Below are 19,073 nucleotides of genomic sequence, written 5' to 3'. Positions count from 1 at the left end.
GCGATGCTTGACAGATAAACTGCTCAGTAAATTTTCTTGAAAAAAACTTTTAATTTTGATACACTAAATGAAAGTAATTCTAAGGAGCATGAAATGGCTGAACGTGGCTTATTAATTGTTTTTTCCGGACCTTCCGGTGTCGGCAAAGGGACGGTAAGACAAGAGATTTTTTCAACACCGGATCATAAGTTTGAGTATTCCGTTTCTATGACGACACGCCCGCAGCGCTCCGGAGAAGTCGAAGGTGTTGATTATTTTTTCCGTACACGTAAAGAGTTTGAAGAGCTGATTAAAAACGGTCAGATGCTGGAATATGCCGAATATGTCGGTAATTATTATGGTACTCCCTTAACTTATGTGAATGAAACTTTGGACAAAGGGATTGATGTTTTTTTGGAAATTGAGGTTCAAGGCGCTCTTCAAGTTAAGAAAAAAGTCCCTGATGGCGTATTTATCTTTCTGACCCCGCCCGATTTGAGCAAGCTTCAAGAACGCCTCATCAACCGCGGGACTGACAGTAAAGAAAATATTGCAAAACGTATCGAACGTGCAAAAGAGGAAATTGCCCTTATGCGGGAATATGACTATGCTGTGGTTAATGACGAAGTGAGTTTGGCTGCAGAGCGTGTCAAGCATATTATTGAAACAGAACACTTTCGTGTTGAACGTGTTATTGGGCATTACATGAGTATGATTGAGGAAACTCGATTAAGCAGATAATTTTAGAAAAGAGAATAAAGCTATGATGTTAAGACCTTCCATTGATACCTTGTTGGATAGAATTCCTTCAAAATATTCTTTATGCGTTCTGCAGGCTAAGCGCGCACATGAACTTGAATTTGGTGCTAAACCAACACAGGAGTTTAAGGCAGTAAAATCCACTCTTCGGGCCTTAGAGGAGATAAATTCTGGTAATGTTGCTATTCACCCGGATCCGGAAGCCAAGCGAGCGGCTGTTTTAGCTAAGGCTGAAGCGGATAGGCTTGCTCAGGAAGAAGAAGAGCGTAAGATTAAAGAACAAATCGCTAAAGAAAAGGAAGAAGAAGGAGAAAAGATCTAAGGTTGTTACAATCTTAGATTTTTATTTAAGACTAAGAATGACAGCTACAGCCCTTCAACAATCAAAGCTGAGGTTCTTAATCCATCTTTGAGCCGTTAGGGGTATGAAAAACACACCTTTAACTGCTGATTTACTATCAGCCATAGGCGTCTGTTAGCTGTCGCTCCTTCTAAGGATTGCCTGCGAAATCAGAGATTTCAGCCTTACCGTCAGCCGTAGCCATCTGAAGGCTTTGTCGTCCTAACGGTCACCCGCACCTTTCTAGTTGTCCTGGCAGGGCTGCGTTTGCGAAATCAAAGATTTCGGACTTACCGTCATTTTCCTTTTGCGTTTTTAACGGGCTTTGTATCTTAATGAATTGAACACGCCCTAAGAGCTGTGCAAAAAAGACAGCCTTCCCTTGAGTCTTTAGTGACTCAGCGGTCAGGCTCCTATTTTTGCTTTGCTCTTTTCACGGGCTTTGTATCTTAATTATGGAGGTAAGATGGTTTTTCGTATAGCACAGGTTATAGTTGATGTCCCTTTAATGCAGACTGATAAGCCCTTTTCCTATGCCATTCCTGAAGAACTGGAAGAAGATCTTACTGTAGGGACACGTGTCCATGTGCCGTTTGGGCGCAGCGACAGGCTTTTACAAGGTTTTGTTGTGGGGATAGAGGAAACAGCTGAAGATTTAAAGGTAAAAAATATTGCTGAAGTCCTAGATTTTGAGCCGGTTTTAAATGGGGAGCAGCTCCTGCTTGCTGATCAAATGCGTAAAAGTGTTTTTTCCTTTAAGATTTCAATCTTAAAAGCGATGCTGCCTGGACTTTTGAATTCACAATATGATAAGCGTCTGCGTCCGACTGCTTCTCTGGCTGCTCAGGAAAAGAAGGAGATTTTTGCTGATAAAGATACATTGCTGTTTTCTCAGCTTGATCAAAAAGGGCAGAAACAAGTCGGCCGTCTCGTTAAGGCAGGGAAAATTACAGTCGATTATCTGGCTAAAGACAGAAAAAGCGTCAAAACAGAGAAGTATTACCATGTTAACCGGTCTAAATTAGCCTCTCATACTGTTTCAAACCGGGCTAAGAAGAGGCAGGCGCTAAAAGACTATTTGTTGGCTAATTATGAGGACGGCCGGCTGACTGACTTATATCAGTATTTTTCAAGGGAGGTCTGCAAATTTTTTATAAATGAGGAATTAATAACGATTTTTGAGCGTGAACTGAGCCGATCTGCTGCTTATTTTACTGATGTGCAGCAGCAAGATTTTCTCACTTTAAATTCCGAACAAAATCGTGTGGTAACTGAAGTATGTGAACAAATCGGGCAGAGTTCCCAGCCTTTTTTGCTTGAAGGAGTTACCGGTTCCGGGAAGACAGAAGTTTATCTGCATATTATTGATTACGTTTTAAAATTGGGAAAGACAGCCATAGTCTTAGTTCCGGAAATTTCTTTAACACCTCAGATGACCAACCGCTTTATTGCCCGTTTCGGGGAACAGGTTGCCATAATGCATTCAGGGCTGTCAGATGGTGAGAGGTTTGACGAATGGCGCAAGATTAAATCAGGCGAAGCCAAGGTTGTAGTCGGAGCGCGTTCGGCTGTCTTTGCCCCGCTTGAAAATATCGGGGCGATTATTATTGACGAGGAGCATGAAGCGAGCTATAAACAAGAAAGCAATCCACGTTATCACGCCCGTGATGTGGCTTTGCTGCGTGCGCAAAACCATCAGGCTGTTCTTCTTTTGGGATCAGCAACACCAAGTATTGAAAGCAGAGCTAGAGCCGGCAAGAAGGTTTACCACTTTTTACAGTTAACTAAACGGGCTAATCCTAAGGCTGAAATTCCTAATGTACAGGTTGTAGATTTCCGTGACTATGTCGGCCAGCAGGAGGTCAGCAATTTTACTCCTCTTCTTTTGGATAAAATAAAAGAACGTTTAAGCCGAAAAGAGCAAACTGTTTTGATGCTCAACCGCCGCGGTTATTCTAGTTTTATTATGTGCCGTGACTGTAGTTTTGTTGACGAATGTCCCAACTGTGACATCTCTTTGACCCTGCATATGGATACAAAGACAATGAACTGCCATTACTGCGGTTTTACAAAGGCGATCCCGCATCGCTGTCCTAACTGCGGTAGCCAGAGTATTCGCTACTATGGCACAGGAACCCAAAAAGCATATAATGAACTGACAGAGGTTTTGCCTGAAGCGCGTATTTTGCGTATGGATGTTGATACAACGCGCAAAAAAGGAGCCCATGAAAAAATTCTTCAGGCATTTGGACAGCATAAAGCTGATATTTTGCTGGGCACTCAAATGATTGCAAAAGGGCTTGATTTTCCTAATGTTACCTTGGTTGGTGTTCTAAATGCTGATACGTCGCTTAATTTACCTGATTTCAGAGCTTCCGAACGAACTTTTCAGCTATTAACTCAAGTGGCTGGCCGGGCCGGCCGGGCAGAAAAAAAAGGAGAAGTTTTGATTCAGACCTATAATCCTAAACATTATGCTATTCAGATGGCGCAAAAGCAAGATTACGAAGCTTTTTACCGCTATGAAATGACTATTCGCCGCCAACTGGGTTATCCTCCTTACTATTACACAGTGGGTTTAACACTTTCGCATAAAATGGAAGAAGTCGTCATTGAAAAAGCTTATAATGTTTTACAGCTGTTAAAGAACCAATTAAGTCAGCAGGTGAAGATTCTGGGGCCAACTCCAAAACCGATTGCCAGAACACATCGCCTATATCACTACCAAATTTTGGTTAAATACCGGTTTGAGGAACAGCTGGAGGCTGTTTTGAATCAGATTCTTGACCTCGCTCAAGACCGTCAGAATAAAGATCTGCGAATAACTATTGACCATGAACCGCAGAATTTTATGTGAGACCTGCATTTGATGAGAATTGCAAGCTGCTGTGATATAATGAAAAAAAGAGTATGATGAGGTAAGCATTAGCATGACAAAGATTATTTTTATGGGGACTCCCGCTTTTTCCGCAACTATTCTGCAGGGACTTTTAGATTCTGAATCCTATGATATTTTAGCGGTTGCCACTCAGCCTGATCGAGCTGTGGGGCGGCGAAAAAAAATCGAAGCCTCTGCGGTCAAGCATTTAGCTTTAGAGCACGATTTACCAGTCTTTCAGCCGGAAAAACTGTCAGGGTCAAAAGAATTAGCTGAACTGCTGGAATTAGGTGCTGATGGAATCGTGACCGCAGCTTTCGGTCAGTTTCTGCCCAGCAAACTGCTTGAAGGAGTTGATTTTGCTGTTAATGTTCATGCTTCTCTGCTCCCTAAATACCGCGGTGGCGCTCCGATTCATTACGCTTTGATTAATGGCGAGAAGGAGACAGGTGTAACGATTATGGAAATGGTAAAGGAGATGGATGCGGGGGATATCATTACCAACGCTTCGCTCCCTATTTCGGATGATGATAATGTTGGAACACTTTTTGATAAGCTGGCTGTTTTGGGACGTGACCTGCTTCTAAAGACTTTGCCGGCTTATCTTTCCGGAGATCTTAAGCCTCAGCCTCAAGATAATGATAAGGTTAGTTTCTCACCTAATCTCAGTCCGGAAGAGGAGCGGATTGACTGGCAGCAGTCGGCCAGGTCGGTATTTAATCAGGTTCGCGGTATGTATCCTTGGCCGATATCACACACTTTTCTGGCGGGACAGCGTATTAAGCTGCACGAAGTTTCTCTAGCGTCTGGTCAAGGACAGCCGGGACAGGTTATTGAAAAGAGCAAGAAAAAATTGATTGTCGCAGCCGGACAGGGAGCTGTTTCGCTTGAAACTGTTCAGCCGGCAGGCAAGCCGAAAATGCCTATCGCCGATTTTTTAAATGGCGTCGGCCGAACAGTTGAGGCAGGTGACTTTTTTGATTAAAAACAGCTGGCAAAAATCAGCGCGCGGTGCAGCTTTGCTGATTTTGGAAAAAATCTTTAAAGAGCAAGCCTATTCCAATATTGTTCTTAGCCGCTATCTCAAACAATCCTCCTTGACAAGTCAGGACAAAAGTCTGGTTACCGAACTTGTTTACGGTACAGTGGCGCGAAAGATTACTTTAGAATGGTATCTATCGCATTTTATTCAAGACCGGACAAAATTGGAAGAATGGCTTTATTATCTTTTACTGCTGAGTCTGTATCAGCTTTTGTATTTGGATAATATTCCTAATCATGCAGTAGTCAATGAAGCTGTTGCACTGGCCAAAAAACGCAGCCGACAAAGAGGAGCAGAGAAATTGGTCAATGCTGTTTTACGCCGTGTGACTGAAGGGAACCTGCCTGATATAAGCAGTATAAAACGAAAAAATAAATATTATTCGGTGAAATATTCCCTGCCAGTTTGGCTGGTCAGAAAATTGACAGAACAGTACGGTGAAAAACGGGGGCTGGATATAATGGCGAGCCTTCTTGTTCGCAGCAAAGCCAGTATCCGCCTTGTCAATCCGCAAAAAAAATCGGAAATTATGGCTGCAACAGCTGCCCTTAACTCGCAGATCTCTCCAGTTGGTCTGGTCAAGTCGTCGGGGCGTTTTGCTGAGACGGCTTATTTTTCTCACGGCGATATTACCATCCAGGATGAATCAAGCCAGTTAGTCACACCTATTATGAACATTCAAGGTGATGAAACGATTTTGGATGCTTGTAGTGCTCCGGGCGGTAAAGCTGCCCATATGGCTTCCTATTTGACAAGCGGGCATATAGAAGCACTGGATTTGTATGATCATAAGTTAAAACTGATTATTGACAACGCCAAGCGTTTACATGTGTCTGACCGGATTTCTGTACGAAAATTGGATGCCAGAAAAGTTCATGACTATTTTGGCAAAGACCGTTTTGATAAAATTTTAGTCGATGCCCCCTGTTCAGGAATCGGCTTGATTCGGCGCAAGCCTGACATTAAGTACAATAAAGAACTGCAGAATCTTGCAGCCTTGCAAAAAATTCAGCTGCAAATATTGGAAAGCGTTTGTCAAACAATACGAAAAGGTGGTATAATAACCTATAGCACTTGTACGATTTTTGCAGAAGAAAATTTCCAAGTTATTAAAACCTTTTTGGAAAAGCATTCTGATTTTGAACAAGTACCATTAAATCATAAGCAAAAAGATATTGTTAAAGATGGCTGTATTATCATTACACCTGAGCAGTATCATACAGACGGCTTTTTTATCAGCCAAGTCAAACGTATCTCGTAATATCTAGGAGGAAACTGACAAGGTCAGAAAAGGATTATGAAAATTTCACTTTTAACAGATATTGGGCAGAGACGCTCAAATAATCAAGATTTTATCAATAAGTTTGATAACAAAAAAGGTATTTCTCTTATCGTTTTGGCTGATGGCATGGGAGGACATCGTGCAGGTAATATAGCCAGTGAGATGACTGTTACAGACCTTGGTCGTGAGTGGGTTGGGACAGAATTAACAGACCCCGAACAGATACGTCAATGGCTGTCTGCTACACTTGAGGCTGAAAATCAGAAAATATTCGGCCTTGGTCAGACAGAGGATTATAAAGGAATGGGGACAACGGTAGAAGCCTTGGTTTTAATAGGCAGTCATGTTATCTACGCCCATGTTGGTGATTCGCGAATCGGACATGTTCGACAAGGAACCTATCAGTTATTGACCAGCGACCATTCATTGGTTAATGAACTGGTTAAGGCCGGTCAGCTGACCGAAGAAGAAGCGGCCTCTCATCCGCAAAAAAACATTATTACTCAGTCAATTGGTCAGGCTAACCCAGTTGAACCTGAACTGGGAGAGATATGGCTGGAAACTGGCGATTATTTGGTTATCAACAGTGATGGGCTGACAAATATGGTGACAAACGAAGAAATTGTTGCGACTTTAAATAAAGATATTCCCCTTGATGATCAAAATAAGGAGTTGGTAGAGCTTGCTAATAATAGAGGAGGTTTGGATAATATTACCATTGCTTTAGTTCACGTCGAAAGTGAGGGAGAATAATGATTCAGATTGGCAAATTGTTCGCTGGTCGTTATCGTATTTTGAAATCCATTGGACGGGGCGGGATGGCAGATGTTTATTTAGCCAATGACTTGATTTTAGATAATGAAGAAGTTGCTATAAAAGTACTGAGGACAAATTATCAGACGGATCAGGTTGCTGTAACGCGTTTCCAGAGAGAAGCGCGAGCTATGGCTGAATTGAATCATCCTAATATTGTTGCAATTCGCGATATTGGTGAAGAAGACGGCCAGCAATTTTTAGTAATGGAATATGTTGAAGGGTCCGACCTAAAAAAATATATCCAAGAGCACGCTCCTTTATCAAATAATGAAGTTGTCAGGATTATGGAAGAAGTGCTTTCTGCCATGACACTGGCCCATCAGCAGGGGATTGTTCACCGGGATCTTAAACCCCAAAATATTTTACTGACCAAAAACGGAACCGTAAAAGTCACTGATTTTGGAATCGCCGTTGCCTTTGCTGAAACGAGTTTGACGCAGACCAACTCAATGCTTGGGAGTGTGCATTACTTGTCGCCTGAACAAGCCCGCGGTTCTAAAGCCACGGTTCAAAGTGACATCTATGCTATGGGAATTATGCTCTTTGAAATGTTAACAGGCCATATTCCTTATGATGGGGACAGCGCTGTTACCATTGCACTGCAGCATTTCCAAAAACCGCTTCCGTCAATTATAGGACTGAATAAAAATGTTCCCCAGGCTCTTGAAAATGTCGTTATTAAGGCTACTGCTAAACGGTTGAGTGATCGTTATTCTTCAACTTTTGAGATGAGCCGGGACCTAATGACAGCTCTCAGTTATAATCGCAGCCGTGAACCCAAGTTAGTTTTTAACGACCACGAAAATACGAAGACCTTACCTAAAGTGGTTCCGGAACCTTCTGCTGTAACTGCAGAAGCAGATGAAAAAGAAAGCAGCGCTGTTCAAAATGCGAGTACAGCAGCAGATACTAAAGGGAGCAGTCCTAAAAAAAAGAAGAAAGCGAAAAAGCAGAAACGACTTCTTGGAACAGTGGCAAAAATTGCCTTTGCTGTTTTTGCTGTTGCTTTGGCCTGGCTGGCCTTTGTTATTCTGCGCAATCCGTCTACAGTAAGTGTTCCTGATGTGACCGGTTCAACATTGGCTGCTGCCAAGAAGACAATTGAAAATTCAGGCCTGGAGGTAGGCGATGTTCATAAGATAGAAAGTACAACTGTGGACAGCGGCAAGGTTGTTCGGACAGATCCAGCTGCCGGTTCATCAAAGAAGGAAGGAACGCGTGTTGATATTTATGTGTCGACCGGCAATTCGGCCTTTACAATGGAAGATTATACCGGCCAGAATTATAAGGAGGCTATGGCCAGTCTGACAGAGAACTATGGCGTATCGTCATCGCAGATTGAAATCAAGGAGGTTGCGGCAGGCGACTATTATGATGATGATACGATAGTCAGCCAGACCCCAGCGGCCGGTGAGACCTTCAATACTGCCGGTGATGATAAGATTAGGTTTGAAGTGGCCAGCAGCAATACTGTAACGATGCCTGATTTAACTGACTATACCTATGGCGATGCTCTTGATATGCTGACAGGTTTGGGTATTTCGACTTCACGCATTAAGACATATACTAATGATTATACCGAAATTACCTCTCCATCACTTACAGCTGTCATCAGCAGCCAGAGTCCGGAGGCCGGCTATGAAATTGTCCTCTCCGGAAATGATGACATTATCCTCTATCTATATTCTTCTCAAAGCGGGGATTATTCAGAAAGATCCTCTTCATCTTCAGATGGTTCGTCTTCAAGCAGTGATTCATCCGAAGAAGGACCGGAAGAAAGTTCAGATGGTTCGTCTTCAAGTTCAGATGATTCTTCATCTGAATCATCTGATTAGTAAAAGACAAGAAAAGTTCCGTTTATTCTAAATAAACGGAGCTTTTTCTTGATAATAACAGGTGAAAATTTAGCTATAATTTGGTAAAATGGCAGGAGTAAGGAGAGAGGATGAGAAAGTTTCAGTTTTTTCTGCTTGTCGAAGCGGTCTTGCTGGCCATGGGCTTAGTGACTATTCTGGCAGACAATTGGTCCAGTTTTATTTTAATTTTAGCTATCGTTTTAATGGCACTGCGTTTCTATAATCAGGACAGCCGCAATAATTTTTTACTGACGGTCAGCCTTTTGCTCTTGTTTTTAATATTCATGCTGAACCCCTATATTATTTTAGCTATTGTATTTGGGGTTGTTTATGTGATTATTAACCATTTTTCACAAGTAAAAAAGAAAAATCGTTACGCTTTGATACAGTTTCAAAAAGAAACGCTGACTGCAAAACCCAGCAGAAATCAATGGATAGGGGCGGCCGAACATACCAGTCCGGATACTTATGCTTTTGATGATTTGAATATTATCCGTGTCAGCGGGAGTGATTTAATCGATTTGACAGATGTCATTGTGACAGGGAAAGATAATGTTATTGTTATCCGTAAAGTATTTGGACCGACTAAAATTCTTGTCCCGATTGATGTTTCAGTCAGGCTGGATGTCAGCTCTATTTACGGCAGTGTGCGTCTCTTTGATTTTGCAGAATACGATTTGCGCAATGAGACGATTAAACTCTGTCAGCCTGAGGAGCAGAGGAGCTTAAAAACAGTCAAAATTATTGTCTCCAGCTTAGCAGGCGATGTTGAGGTGGTGAGACAATGAAAAAATATTATTATTTTCTTGTTCTACTGTATTCCAGTGTTATCATTATTTCTATTATTTTTGTTCTGCTTCGCAGCTTAAATTTGCAGCTAAGTTCTCTGTTGACAGATATCTGGGTTATTGAGCAATTTCTCTTCTCAGTAGTTTTCCTCATTTTATCTGTTACCATTCTCCTTTTGTTCCTATGGCTTGTTCTAGACGAAAACAGCAAAAGAAGTATTAACCAAAATTTACGTCATATATTAAATAACAAGGCAGTCAAGGTAGATGGCAGCACAGAAATCAACAGCAACTTGCTGCGCCTGTCCAAAAAGATGGAGCACTTAACAACAAGTCTGCAAAATACGGAAAATGCCCGTATTTTAAATAGTCAGGAAATTATTAAACAAGAAAGAAAGCGGATTGCCCGTGATTTACATGATACGGTCAGTCAGGAACTGTTTGCATCGTCTATGATTTTATCCGGCCTGTCTCAAAATACAGAACAGCTGGCTCCGGATCAGCTGCATCTCCAGCTGGAAGCTGTCGAAGAAATGCTGCAGAATGCTCAAAATGATTTGCGGATTTTATTATTGCATCTGCGGCCGACGGAATTAGAAAATAAGTCTTTGTCTGAAGGGTTGGATATGATTCTGAAAGAGCTGACAGATAAGAGTGACATTGAGGTGTTTTATCATAAAAACATTGGAAAGCTTCCTAAGACAATGGAAGAGCATATTTTTAGAATTGTTCAGGAATTTATCAGCAACACTCTAAAGCATGCTCAGGCCAGCCGTCTGGAAATTTACCTGTTTCAGACAGACGCTGAGCTGCAGCTGAAAATGGTTGATGACGGTATTGGGTTTGATACAGATGAAGCTAGAGATTTGAGCTATGGATTAAAGAATATTGAAGACCGGGTTGATGATCTGGCAGGAACCATTAAAACGCTTAGTGAAAAAAATAAGGGAGTCTCAATGGATATCCGCTTACCCCTAATAAAATAAGGGGGGCAGTGCTAGATGGTGATAAGAAGTTTCTCCCTTAACATCGTTCTAGGCAGCAGTTAATGGCTAAACACCGCAGGAAGCGAACCAGCCAAGCTAGCTGCTATCGGTACTATCTCTGCTAAAACTGTCTGAAAGCTTTGTCGCCTTAACAGTCGACTGCACCCTTCTAGTCGTCTTGGCAGGGGTGCGCAGACGAAATCGAAGATTTCTGGCTTACCGCCTTTTTGCGGTGTTCTTTTCACGCCCTTTGTATCTTGGTGAATTGAACACGGGCTAAGCTCTGTGCAAAAAAGAGACGCAGTCGTAGGAAGTGTATGCTGACGTACGAATGTGGCTACTCTGTAAGTGCAGCCCTCCCTTGAGTCTTTGGTAACTCGGCAGTCAGGCTCCTATTTTTGCTGTGAGCTTGAACGGCCCTTTGTATCTTGTTGGAACTGAACACGGCCTAAAATCCTAGTGAAAAAGATGGCTGTCGTCGTGATGCCAGCATCACTTGCCATCCCCTATTTTCATACGGATTTTTAAACGGCCTTTGTATCTTGTTGGAACTGAACACGGCCTAAAATCCTAGTGAAAAAGAGATGCGCAAACGAAATCATAGGTTTCTGGCTTACCGCCAGCCGTAAACGACTGAAAGCTTTGTCGCCTTAACAGTCGACCGCACCTTTCTAGTCGTTCTGGCAGGGGTGCGTCTGCGAAATCACAGATTTCGGACTTACCGCCATTTTCATACGGATTTTTAAACGGCCCTTTGTATCTTGTGAATTGAACACGGGCTAAACGCTGCGGGAAAAAGATGTCCTGACTTAGAATCTGGCGATTCGTCAGTCAGTCCCCTATTTTCCTTTTGCGTTTTATACGCCCTTTGTATCTTGTTTAAAGGAGTTGTATATGAAAACAATCCGGGTCATTTTGGTAGATGATCATGAGATGGTGCGTTTAGGTTTAAAGAGTTTTTTAAATTTGCAGGCGGACGTAGAAGTCGTCGGTGAGGCTTCTAATGGCCGTGATGGGATTGATATGGCTTTAGAACTTAAGCCTGATGTTGTGGTTATGGATTTGGTTATGCCGGAAATGGATGGTGTAACAGCAACTTTAGCCTTACTAAAAGAATGGGAAGAAGCTAAAATTTTGGTTTTAACTTCTTATTTGGATAATGAGAAAATTTACCCGGTCATCGAAGCCGGAGCAAAAGGTTATATGCTGAAAACGTCCAGTGCAGCTGAAATTTTAAATGCTATTAAAAAAGTTGCTCAGGGGCAGTTGGCTATCGAAACAGAAGTCGATAAAAAAATCAAGGCGCATAATCAAAACCCTGATTTGCATGAAGATTTGACTGCCAGAGAACATGATATTCTAAAATTACTTGCTAAAGGCTATGATAATCAAACGATTGCCAATGAACTTTTTATTTCTTTGAAGACAGTTAAAACTCATGTTTCTAATATTCTGGCTAAGTTAGAGGTTGATGATCGTACCCAAGCAGTTGTTTACGCTTTCAAGCATCACTTGGTCCCCCAAGATGAGGAATAAGTGTTATAATAGAGTAAGACTTTGCTTAGAAGGGGTAGGTTATGGATATAAGAACCAAGGATAAGGCTGAAAAAATTAAGATTGTATTTTTTGATATTGATGATACGCTGCGTGTCAAAGACACAGGATATATGCCCGATTCCATTAAAACTGTTTTTAAAAGTTTGAAGCAGCAGGGGATTTTGACTGGGATTGCTTCAGGCAGAGCCAGTTATGGGGTTGTTCCTGAAATTCGCGATCTTAATCCTGATTATTTTGTCACCATCAACGGAACTTATGTCAGTGACAAGAACGGACAGGAAATTGTGAATGACCCTATTGCTCCTGATGTTGCCAAAAAATATGTAGACTGGGCTAAAGAGATTGGAATAGCTTATGGTTTTGCTGGTAAAGATAAGCCGGCTGTATCAGAACGAGCTAAGCTGGTAGACGATGCGCTAGTGCCAGTTTATGGTGAATGTGATGTCGATCCGGATTTTCACTTAAAGCATGACGTTTATCATATGTGGACTTTCGAAGACGTAGGGGACAGTCTTCAGCCTCCTAAAGAATTGGCTAAGGACGTACGCTTTGTTCGTTGGCATCCCAATTCATCAGATGTCATCAAAAATGGTGTATCTAAAGCTTCCGGAGTTGCTCATGTCCTTGAAAAAGAAAATTTGCTGCCGGAAAATCTGCTCTACTTTGGAGATGGTCCAAACGACATGGAAATGTTCGATTACGCCGGCCTAAAAGTGGCTATGGGCAACAGTGTCCCGGAACTCAAGGAAAAAGCAGACTTCGTCACCGCAACAGTGGAGGAAGATGGGATTTTACATGCCTTGGAGGAATTAAATTTGGTTGATAAAACACCTCTCTTTCCTCAGTTGAACCTAACAGCCTTTTCTGGCTCTGAAGCAACTATTAAAACCAGTATGGGAGATATGACAGTTAAACTTTTTCCTGATGAGGCACCAAAGGCTGTCGCTAACTTTTTGGGTCTAGCTAAAGAAGGTTATTATGATGATGTCATTTTTCACCGCATTATCCCGGATTTTATGATTCAGGGAGGGGATCCGACCGGTACCGGCAGAGGCGGACAGTCCATCTACGGAGAAAGTTTTGCAGATGAATTTTCAGAAAAACTCTATAATCTGCGCGGGGCCCTGTCCATGGCAAATGCCGGTCCGAATACAAACGGCAGCCAATTCTTCATTGTTCAAAATAGCGAACTTCCTTACAGTGCACAGGAACTTTCACAGGGAGGCTGGCCGCAGACTATTGCAAAGACCTATGCTGACAAGGGGGGAGCGCCTCATCTTGACCGGCGTCATACGGTTTTTGGTCAGCTGGCGGATTACGAGTCCTATCAAGTCCTAGATGCTATCGCAGCTGTTGAGACAGATGCCATGGATAAACCGTTTGCAGATGTTATCATTAAAACGATTGAGGTCAAAGACTGATGAAAATTGGTGAAAAGCATAGAGGAAAGATTACAAACATTAAGCCCTACGGTGCTTTTGTGGAACTTGATAATGGCACAGTCGGGCTCATTCATATATCTGAAATCAAGACAGGCTACATTGATAATATTTACCATATACTGACCGTCGGACAAGAAGTGCTGACTCAAGTTGTTGATTATGATGAATACAGTCACAAAGTCAGTCTGTCTCTTCGGACCTTAGAGGAAGACAGGCATCGCTTTTCCCACCGCCATCGCTTTTCTAACAGCCGGTATAAGATTGGTTTTAAACCTTTGGCAGAAGCTCTGCCGGTCTGGATTGAAGAAGCGGTTCATTATCTAAAACAAGACAGTTACTAAGCGACGTTTTTTGATGAGCATAGTAAGTAAAGCGTAAAGAAAGATACAAAGTCTGCTGGTTTTGTTGCTTATATTTGGGGAAAGTCTCTCTAATCAAATAATTTCAGCTGACTGCAGACACTTCATAAGATGAGCGAGTCCAGGAATCGATTATCGGAATTCAAACAAAAAAGCTTCAGTTCCTATACAGGACTGAAGCCTTTTTGTTTTAAGTTAATCATCTACTTAAACAATTCCAGTTTAAGCATCAAAATCATACAAAGCAGTTGAAAGATAGCGTTCACCGTTATCCGGCAGCAGTGCCAATACGCTTTTTCCTTTGCCCAGCTCTTTGGCTTTTTCAATTGCTGCATAAAGAGCAGCTCCAGATGAAATTCCTGCTAAGAATCCTTCCTGTCCGCCAATAGCCCGCCCTGTTGCAATGGCATCATCAGATGTGACACGAATAATACCGTCATATGCTGCAGTATCCAAAGTATCAGGAATAAACCCGGCAGAAATTCCTTGAATTTTATGCGGTCCAGGTTTCTCACCCGAAAGAATTGCGGATTCATCTGCTTCAACAGCAAAAATTTGTATCTTTGGGTTAGCTTTTTTTAAAACGTGAGAAACCCCTGTTATGGTACCGCCTGTTCCAACTCCGGCGATAAAGGCATCGAGTCCGGTATCACCAAAGGCATCAAGAATCTCCTGCCCCGTTGTCTTTTCATGAATTTTGGGATTAGCCGGATTACTGAACTGCATCGGCAGCCAGCCATTTCTTTCTTCAACAAGATCTTTAGCTTTTTGAATAGCCCCTTTCATCCCTTCACTGCCTGCTGTTAAAACTAATTCAGCACCGTAAGCCTGAATGAGTTTTCGGCGCTCAAGACTCATTGTTTCAGGCATGACAATGACAACCTTATATCCCTTGGCACTGCCAACCCAGGCCAAACCGATTCCTGTATTACCGCTGGTCGGTTCAATAATAGTGTCTCCCGGCTTAATAAGGCCGCGGTTTTCTGCATCTTCAATCATTGCAAGAGCGATACGGTCTTTTAATGAAGAACCAGGGTTAAAAGCTTCTAATTTTACATAGACAGCTGCTGCTTCCTCAGGAACAGACCTGTTTAATTTAACAATAGGCGTTTTTCCGACTAAGTCGGTAATAGAATTATAAATTTCAGTCATTATTTTACCTCAAAATTATTGTATGGTGCTAACAGTATAATAGGATTTGAGGACTTTGTAAAATACATTTTTCTTATCACTGCGATAGGGAAACCATATCGCTAAACAGTACAGCAAGGTAATTTAGGGGCATAGGTAACTTTTAGCTGTTCTTCTGTCAGCATGCCGGACAAAGCTCTGATACGAAAATCTCTTTTCTCATTAGGACTGTGAGGCATCATTCGCTTAAGCCGGAATTAAACGGAAGCTCTAACAATCTTCTGCCGATTTTTTGATAAGAAAACTGCCCACTGTAAAAATCTGTTAGACGGGATAAGACCCGGTTAAGATTTTCTGACTCAAGATAAATATGTGTTTTGACACTGTCAAGAAATTCGGTTTCAGCCTCCTGCAAACCTTCTTGCTGTAAAAAATTAGCCCAGATTTGATACTGGGAATAGGTCAGCGAGATTTCAAGTCCTTCCAGCTCCTTTACTTCTACTAAACCAACAGCTGAAAGTGCTTTAGCAACAGCACCGGAATAAGCTCGGATCAATCCGCCGGTTCCTAGCTTGGTGCCGCCAAAATAGCGGGTCACAACAGCGACAAGGTTAGTCAGCTCTTGTTTTTCCAGAACTGACAACATAGGAAGTCCTGCTGTGCCGCTCGGTTCGCCATCATCACTGGAACGTTTAATTTGTGATTGATTGCCAATAATCATTGCTGAACAAGAATGGTTGGCTTTATAGTGCTCTTTTTTTATTTGTGCGATAAAATCTCTGGCTTCTTGTTCATCTGTAATCCGTTTAAGATAGCAGATAAAACGCGATTTCTTAATCTCTTCTTCACTTTTTCCATCTGCTTTGATTGTCTTATAAGTCATAAGAAAATTTTACAAAAAAAATTGTCATTTAGCAAAATTTTGCGAATAAGAAAGTATATGGATGATTTAGATAATTTCTATGGCCGTCAATTTACTGAGGGTCAGCTGCCTGCAGAAATTCAAAAGCAGGCTCAGACTTATCCTGCAGCTGTTAAAAAAGGAAATCATTGGTTTTGTGTGCGCTGTTCTGCTCGAATTCCCTTTGAAACGATTTTACCAAATGGTGCTTACTACTGCAGGGACTGCTTAGTTTTTGGCAGAATTTCGACCGACATGCAGCTGTATTTTTTCCCCCAGAAAAGCTTCCCTCCTGCTCATTCTCTGATTTGGTCGGGCAGGCTGACTTCCTATCAAAAGCAAGTATCTGACGCTTTGCTAGCCAGTCTGAAAAAAAGAGAAAGTGTTTTAATCCATGCGGTGACAGGAGCAGGCAAAACGGAAATGATATATAAAGCAGTCGCCTATATAATTGATCAAGGAGGGGCTGTCTGTATTGCCAGTCCTAGGATTGATGTCTGCATTGAACTATATAAGCGCTTTACTTCTGCATTTTCATGTTCAGTGACACTCTTACATGGCAGTTCTGAGCCTTACAGACGTTCTCCCTTGCTCATTGCGACAACCCACCAGCTGCTAAAATTTTATCAAGCATTTGACTTATTAATTGTTGATGAAGTCGATGCCTTTCCTTTTATAGGGAATTCTATGCTTTACTATGCGGTGAACAGATGCATACACAAAAAGGGATTGAAAATTTTTCTAACAGCAACTCCGACCGCAGCACTGGAAAGAAAGGTAAGAGAAGGAGAGATAAAAAAGCTGTATCTTGCTCGTCGTTTTCATGGCAGTCCGCTGGTTGTTCCCAAAACACAGTGGCTGGGGGACCTGTTGGCAAAGATGTCTAGAGGCAGACTGCCCCGAAAATTAATCGCAACAATAAAACGACAAAGACAAAGCGGATTTCCTTTGCTGCTGTTTTTTCCGATTATAGAACTGGGACAAGAATTAACAGCTATTTTGCGGCAATACTTTCCTAATGAAGCGATAGCTCATGTTTCCAGCCAATCAGAAGATCGTTTGAAATGTGTGGAGAATTTTCGCAGCGGAAAGATTCACATTCTTGTCTCAACAACTATTCTGGAACGCGGTGTTACATTTCCAAAGATTGATGTTTATGTACTGCTAGCTCATCACCGTCTATACACTAAAAGCAGTTTAGTCCAGCTGGCCGGACGTGTTGGCCGTTCGAAAGTCAGATCTTCCGGAGAACTAATCTTTTTTCATAGTGGTGTAACTAAAGCTATGCAAAAAGCGATTTCAGAGATTAAGGAAATGAATCAAAAAGGAGGTTTCTGATGTGCTGTCTGTTATGTCAAGGTACTATTGAACAAAAAGAGACATTTTTGGATATCATTTTTTTAAAAAACAGCGGTCATCTTATTTGTCCCTCCTGCTGGCAGTCTTTTGAAAAAATAGGCCTTGTGCATTGTCCGTCTTGTTTTAAAAATCAATGTGAAGAAAAGTGCAGTGACTGTCTGTATTGGGAAAGAAACGGTATCGCAGTTTGCCATAAGGCCCTTTTCATTTACAATCAAGCAATGAAAGATTATTTTAGCCGTTATAAATTTCAAGGCGACTATCTTTTAAGAAAGGTTTTTGCTTCAGAATTAAAGGCATGTCTGAACCGGTACAAACATTACAGTATTGTGCCGGTTCCTTTGAGCAAAGAGAGATATGAGAAAAGAAAATTTAATCAGGTTGAGGGGCTTTTGGAGGCGGCTAATATCGATTACATCAGCCTTCTCAGCCGTTCCGGCTCAGTACAACAGTCCAGCAGATCTAAAGAGGAAAGGCTTCATAAAAATTTAGGCTTTAAACTAAAAAAACGTAAGAAATATCCTGACAATGTCTTAATTGTAGATGACATTTATACAACAGGCGCGACTCTGCAGAGCTTAAAAAAACTTCTTTATGAAAATGGAATTAAAAATGTAAAAACCTTTTCCCTGGCCCGATAAAAACTTGCAAATTTTCATGAAAGCGGTATAATTAGATTAAAGAAAGCGCTTAAGCGCGAGAAAGAGGTATCTTATGATTAAATATAGTATTCGTGGTGAGAACATCGAAGTAACAGATGCTATCCGTAGCTATGTGGAATCTAAACTTGGAAAAATTGAAAAATACTTCCATGTTAATCAAGAACTAGACGCGCGTGTGAATCTTAAAGTTTATCGAGGCAAAATGTCAAAAGTTGAAGTAACTATCCCAATCGGCTCCATCACTCTCAGAGCAGAAGATGTGTCACAGGACATGTATGGCTCGATTGATCTGGTAGTTGATAAAATTGAGCGGCAAATCCGCAAAAATAAAACAAAAATTGCTAAAAAACATCGGGAAAAAGTTCCAGCAGGTCAGGTATTTACAAGTGAATTTGAAGCAGAGCCAGCTGAAGAAAACGGTACTTCAGCCAAAATAGTGCGGACTAAAAATGTCAGCCTTAAACCTATGGATATTGAAGAAGCTTTACTGCAAATGGATTTGCTGGGGCATGATTTCTTTATCTACACTGATGCCGATGATGGACAAACGAATGTACTTTATCGCAGAGAAGACGGCGGGCTAGGCCTTATTGAAGCAAAATAAAGAAGAGAAGAGGAAGGAAAAAGCGGGCTTTGAGATTACTTTAGCCCGCTTTTTAAGGATCACAACGCTATTTTTTGTGAATAGCTTTTCCCACTCTCTTCTCACCTCCTCTTAGTTCACTGACAGAAAAAATTGGCTTTACCCCCTTGACAATAGATGAGAAGAGATGCTATACTAATTGAGCTGTCAGAGAGAGTCTGAGGGGAAAAAAGGAAAAAGTCCTTGACAGCTCTCGTATGATTTGCTAGAATAAAGGAGTTGTCTCAAAGGAGGCAATGGTGACCTTTGAGAACTGAATAAGACCAAGACGTGCGGGTTAAGGAATTAACCTG

General features: G+C 41.7%; 17 protein-coding genes. 15 read left to right on the top strand and 2 right to left on the bottom strand.

The annotated features are described in order from the left end of the window. Window positions 1-93 precede the first annotated feature (93 nt). The 12 genes from gmk (at window position 94) to AB3329_RS09665 (ending at window position 14,066) form a co-directional block, all read left to right on the top strand. Window positions 94-720 carry a guanylate kinase gene (gmk, locus tag AB3329_RS09720; RefSeq protein WP_368395846.1) on the top strand — a complete coding sequence of 209 codons (627 nt, stop codon included), beginning with the start codon at window positions 94-96 and terminating at the stop codon, window positions 718-720. Window positions 721-742: 22 nt separating this feature from the next. Then, the gene (gene rpoZ, locus AB3329_RS09715) at window positions 743-1,060 is read left to right on the top strand and encodes a DNA-directed RNA polymerase subunit omega (RefSeq protein ID WP_067063589.1); all 318 of its coding nucleotides are present in this window, start codon (window positions 743-745) and stop codon (window positions 1,058-1,060) included. A gap of 484 nt (window positions 1,061-1,544) precedes the next feature. Continuing rightward, entirely contained in the window at window positions 1,545-3,935 is a 2,391-nt protein-coding gene (locus tag AB3329_RS09710; RefSeq protein WP_368395845.1) for a primosomal protein N', read from the top strand. Window positions 3,936-4,008: 73 nt separating this feature from the next. Beyond that, window positions 4,009-4,941 carry a methionyl-tRNA formyltransferase gene (fmt, locus tag AB3329_RS09705; protein WP_368395844.1) on the top strand — a complete coding sequence of 311 codons (933 nt, stop codon included), beginning with the start codon at window positions 4,009-4,011 and terminating at the stop codon, window positions 4,939-4,941. Next, complete coding sequence (gene rsmB, locus AB3329_RS09700) at window positions 4,937-6,259, top strand: 16S rRNA (cytosine(967)-C(5))-methyltransferase RsmB (RefSeq protein ID WP_368395866.1); 1,323 nt, start codon at window positions 4,937-4,939, stop codon at window positions 6,257-6,259. Before fmt ends, rsmB begins: the two co-directional genes overlap by 5 nt. Before the next feature lie 36 nt (window positions 6,260-6,295). Continuing rightward, window positions 6,296-7,033 carry a Stp1/IreP family PP2C-type Ser/Thr phosphatase gene (locus AB3329_RS09695; RefSeq protein WP_368395843.1) on the top strand — a complete coding sequence of 246 codons (738 nt, stop codon included), beginning with the start codon at window positions 6,296-6,298 and terminating at the stop codon, window positions 7,031-7,033. Continuing rightward, window positions 7,033-8,931, top strand: coding sequence for a Stk1 family PASTA domain-containing Ser/Thr kinase (gene pknB / locus AB3329_RS09690; protein ID WP_368395842.1), 1,899 nt, complete (start codon window positions 7,033-7,035; stop codon window positions 8,929-8,931). The genes AB3329_RS09695 and pknB overlap by 1 nt, the downstream gene beginning before the upstream one ends. Window positions 8,932-9,041: 110 nt before the next feature. Further along, a complete protein-coding gene (liaF, locus tag AB3329_RS09685) occupies window positions 9,042-9,740 on the top strand; it encodes a cell wall-active antibiotics response protein LiaF (protein ID WP_368395840.1) in 699 nt (232 codons plus the stop codon). After that, a complete protein-coding gene (locus tag AB3329_RS09680; RefSeq protein ID WP_368395839.1) occupies window positions 9,737-10,726 on the top strand; it encodes an envelope stress sensor histidine kinase LiaS in 990 nt (329 codons plus the stop codon). Before liaF ends, AB3329_RS09680 begins: the two co-directional genes overlap by 4 nt. 894 nt (window positions 10,727-11,620) lie before the next feature. Beyond that, window positions 11,621-12,262, top strand: a complete 642-nt coding sequence (locus AB3329_RS09675; RefSeq protein WP_368395837.1) for a response regulator transcription factor — start codon at window positions 11,621-11,623, stop codon at window positions 12,260-12,262. Window positions 12,263-12,303: 41 nt separating this feature from the next. Next, a complete protein-coding gene (locus tag AB3329_RS09670; protein WP_368395835.1) occupies window positions 12,304-13,704 on the top strand; it encodes a Cof-type HAD-IIB family hydrolase in 1,401 nt (466 codons plus the stop codon). Beyond that, window positions 13,704-14,066 (top strand): S1 RNA-binding domain-containing protein, encoded by a 363-nt coding sequence (locus tag AB3329_RS09665; protein WP_368395834.1) that lies wholly within the window; start codon window positions 13,704-13,706, stop codon window positions 14,064-14,066. The genes AB3329_RS09670 and AB3329_RS09665 overlap by 1 nt, the downstream gene beginning before the upstream one ends. A 240-nt stretch (window positions 14,067-14,306) precedes the next feature. On the opposite strand, the gene cysK is transcribed toward AB3329_RS09665, so the two are convergent. Then, entirely contained in the window at window positions 14,307-15,236 is a 930-nt protein-coding gene (gene cysK, locus AB3329_RS09660) for a cysteine synthase A (RefSeq protein ID WP_368395832.1), read from the bottom strand. A gap of 217 nt (window positions 15,237-15,453) precedes the next feature. Next, entirely contained in the window at window positions 15,454-16,098 is a 645-nt protein-coding gene (locus tag AB3329_RS09655) for a YigZ family protein (protein ID WP_368395830.1), read from the bottom strand. Window positions 16,099-16,155: 57 nt separating this feature from the next. Here AB3329_RS09655 and AB3329_RS09650 point away from each other — a divergent pair, with 57 nt between their 5' ends. The 3 genes from AB3329_RS09650 to hpf all read left to right on the top strand — a co-directional run bounded on the left by AB3329_RS09650 (window position 16,156) and on the right by hpf (window position 18,741). Continuing rightward, window positions 16,156-17,454 carry an ATP-dependent helicase ComFA gene (locus AB3329_RS09650; RefSeq protein ID WP_368395828.1) on the top strand — a complete coding sequence of 433 codons (1,299 nt, stop codon included), beginning with the start codon at window positions 16,156-16,158 and terminating at the stop codon, window positions 17,452-17,454. After that, window positions 17,454-18,116 (top strand): ComF family protein, encoded by a 663-nt coding sequence (locus AB3329_RS09645; protein ID WP_368395826.1) that lies wholly within the window; start codon window positions 17,454-17,456, stop codon window positions 18,114-18,116. Before AB3329_RS09650 ends, AB3329_RS09645 begins: the two co-directional genes overlap by 1 nt. 73 nt (window positions 18,117-18,189) lie before the next feature. Then, window positions 18,190-18,741: a ribosome hibernation-promoting factor, HPF/YfiA family gene (gene hpf, locus AB3329_RS09640; RefSeq protein ID WP_368395824.1), complete on the top strand. Its 552-nt coding sequence runs from the start codon at window positions 18,190-18,192 to the stop codon at window positions 18,739-18,741. The last annotated feature ends 332 nt before the right edge of the window (window positions 18,742-19,073 follow it).

It is taken from the genome of Streptococcus huangxiaojuni, assembly GCF_040930515.1.
GTDB lineage: Bacteria > Bacillota > Bacilli > Lactobacillales > Streptococcaceae > Streptococcus > Streptococcus huangxiaojuni.
Note: the sequence above shows the minus strand (reverse complement) of the source record. Positions and strands in the feature narration are given on the sequence as shown.

Bases quoted from the DNA above. Each gene is read 5' to 3' on its own strand.
- gmk (WP_368395846.1), top strand. From the start codon at position 94: ATGGCTGAACGTGGCTTATTAATTGTTTTTTCCGGACCTTCCGGTGTC.
- rpoZ (WP_067063589.1), top strand. From the start codon at position 743: ATGATGTTAAGACCTTCCATTGATACCTTGTTGGATAGAATTCCTTCA.
- AB3329_RS09710 (WP_368395845.1), top strand. From the start codon at position 1,545: ATGGTTTTTCGTATAGCACAGGTTATAGTTGATGTCCCTTTAATGCAG.
- fmt (WP_368395844.1), top strand. From the start codon at position 4,009: ATGACAAAGATTATTTTTATGGGGACTCCCGCTTTTTCCGCAACTATT.
- AB3329_RS09695 (WP_368395843.1), top strand. From the start codon at position 6,296: ATGAAAATTTCACTTTTAACAGATATTGGGCAGAGACGCTCAAATAAT.
- pknB (WP_368395842.1), top strand. From the start codon at position 7,033: ATGATTCAGATTGGCAAATTGTTCGCTGGTCGTTATCGTATTTTGAAA.
- liaF (WP_368395840.1), top strand. From the start codon at position 9,042: ATGAGAAAGTTTCAGTTTTTTCTGCTTGTCGAAGCGGTCTTGCTGGCC.
- AB3329_RS09680 (WP_368395839.1), top strand. From the start codon at position 9,737: ATGAAAAAATATTATTATTTTCTTGTTCTACTGTATTCCAGTGTTATC.
- AB3329_RS09675 (WP_368395837.1), top strand. From the start codon at position 11,621: ATGAAAACAATCCGGGTCATTTTGGTAGATGATCATGAGATGGTGCGT.
- AB3329_RS09670 (WP_368395835.1), top strand. From the start codon at position 12,304: ATGGATATAAGAACCAAGGATAAGGCTGAAAAAATTAAGATTGTATTT.
- AB3329_RS09665 (WP_368395834.1), top strand. From the start codon at position 13,704: ATGAAAATTGGTGAAAAGCATAGAGGAAAGATTACAAACATTAAGCCC.
- cysK (WP_368395832.1), bottom strand. From the start codon at position 15,236: ATGACTGAAATTTATAATTCTATTACCGACTTAGTCGGAAAAACGCCT.
- AB3329_RS09655 (WP_368395830.1), bottom strand. From the start codon at position 16,098: ATGACTTATAAGACAATCAAAGCAGATGGAAAAAGTGAAGAAGAGATT.
- AB3329_RS09650 (WP_368395828.1), top strand. From the start codon at position 16,156: ATGGATGATTTAGATAATTTCTATGGCCGTCAATTTACTGAGGGTCAG.
- AB3329_RS09645 (WP_368395826.1), top strand. From the start codon at position 17,454: ATGTGCTGTCTGTTATGTCAAGGTACTATTGAACAAAAAGAGACATTT.
- hpf (WP_368395824.1), top strand. From the start codon at position 18,190: ATGATTAAATATAGTATTCGTGGTGAGAACATCGAAGTAACAGATGCT.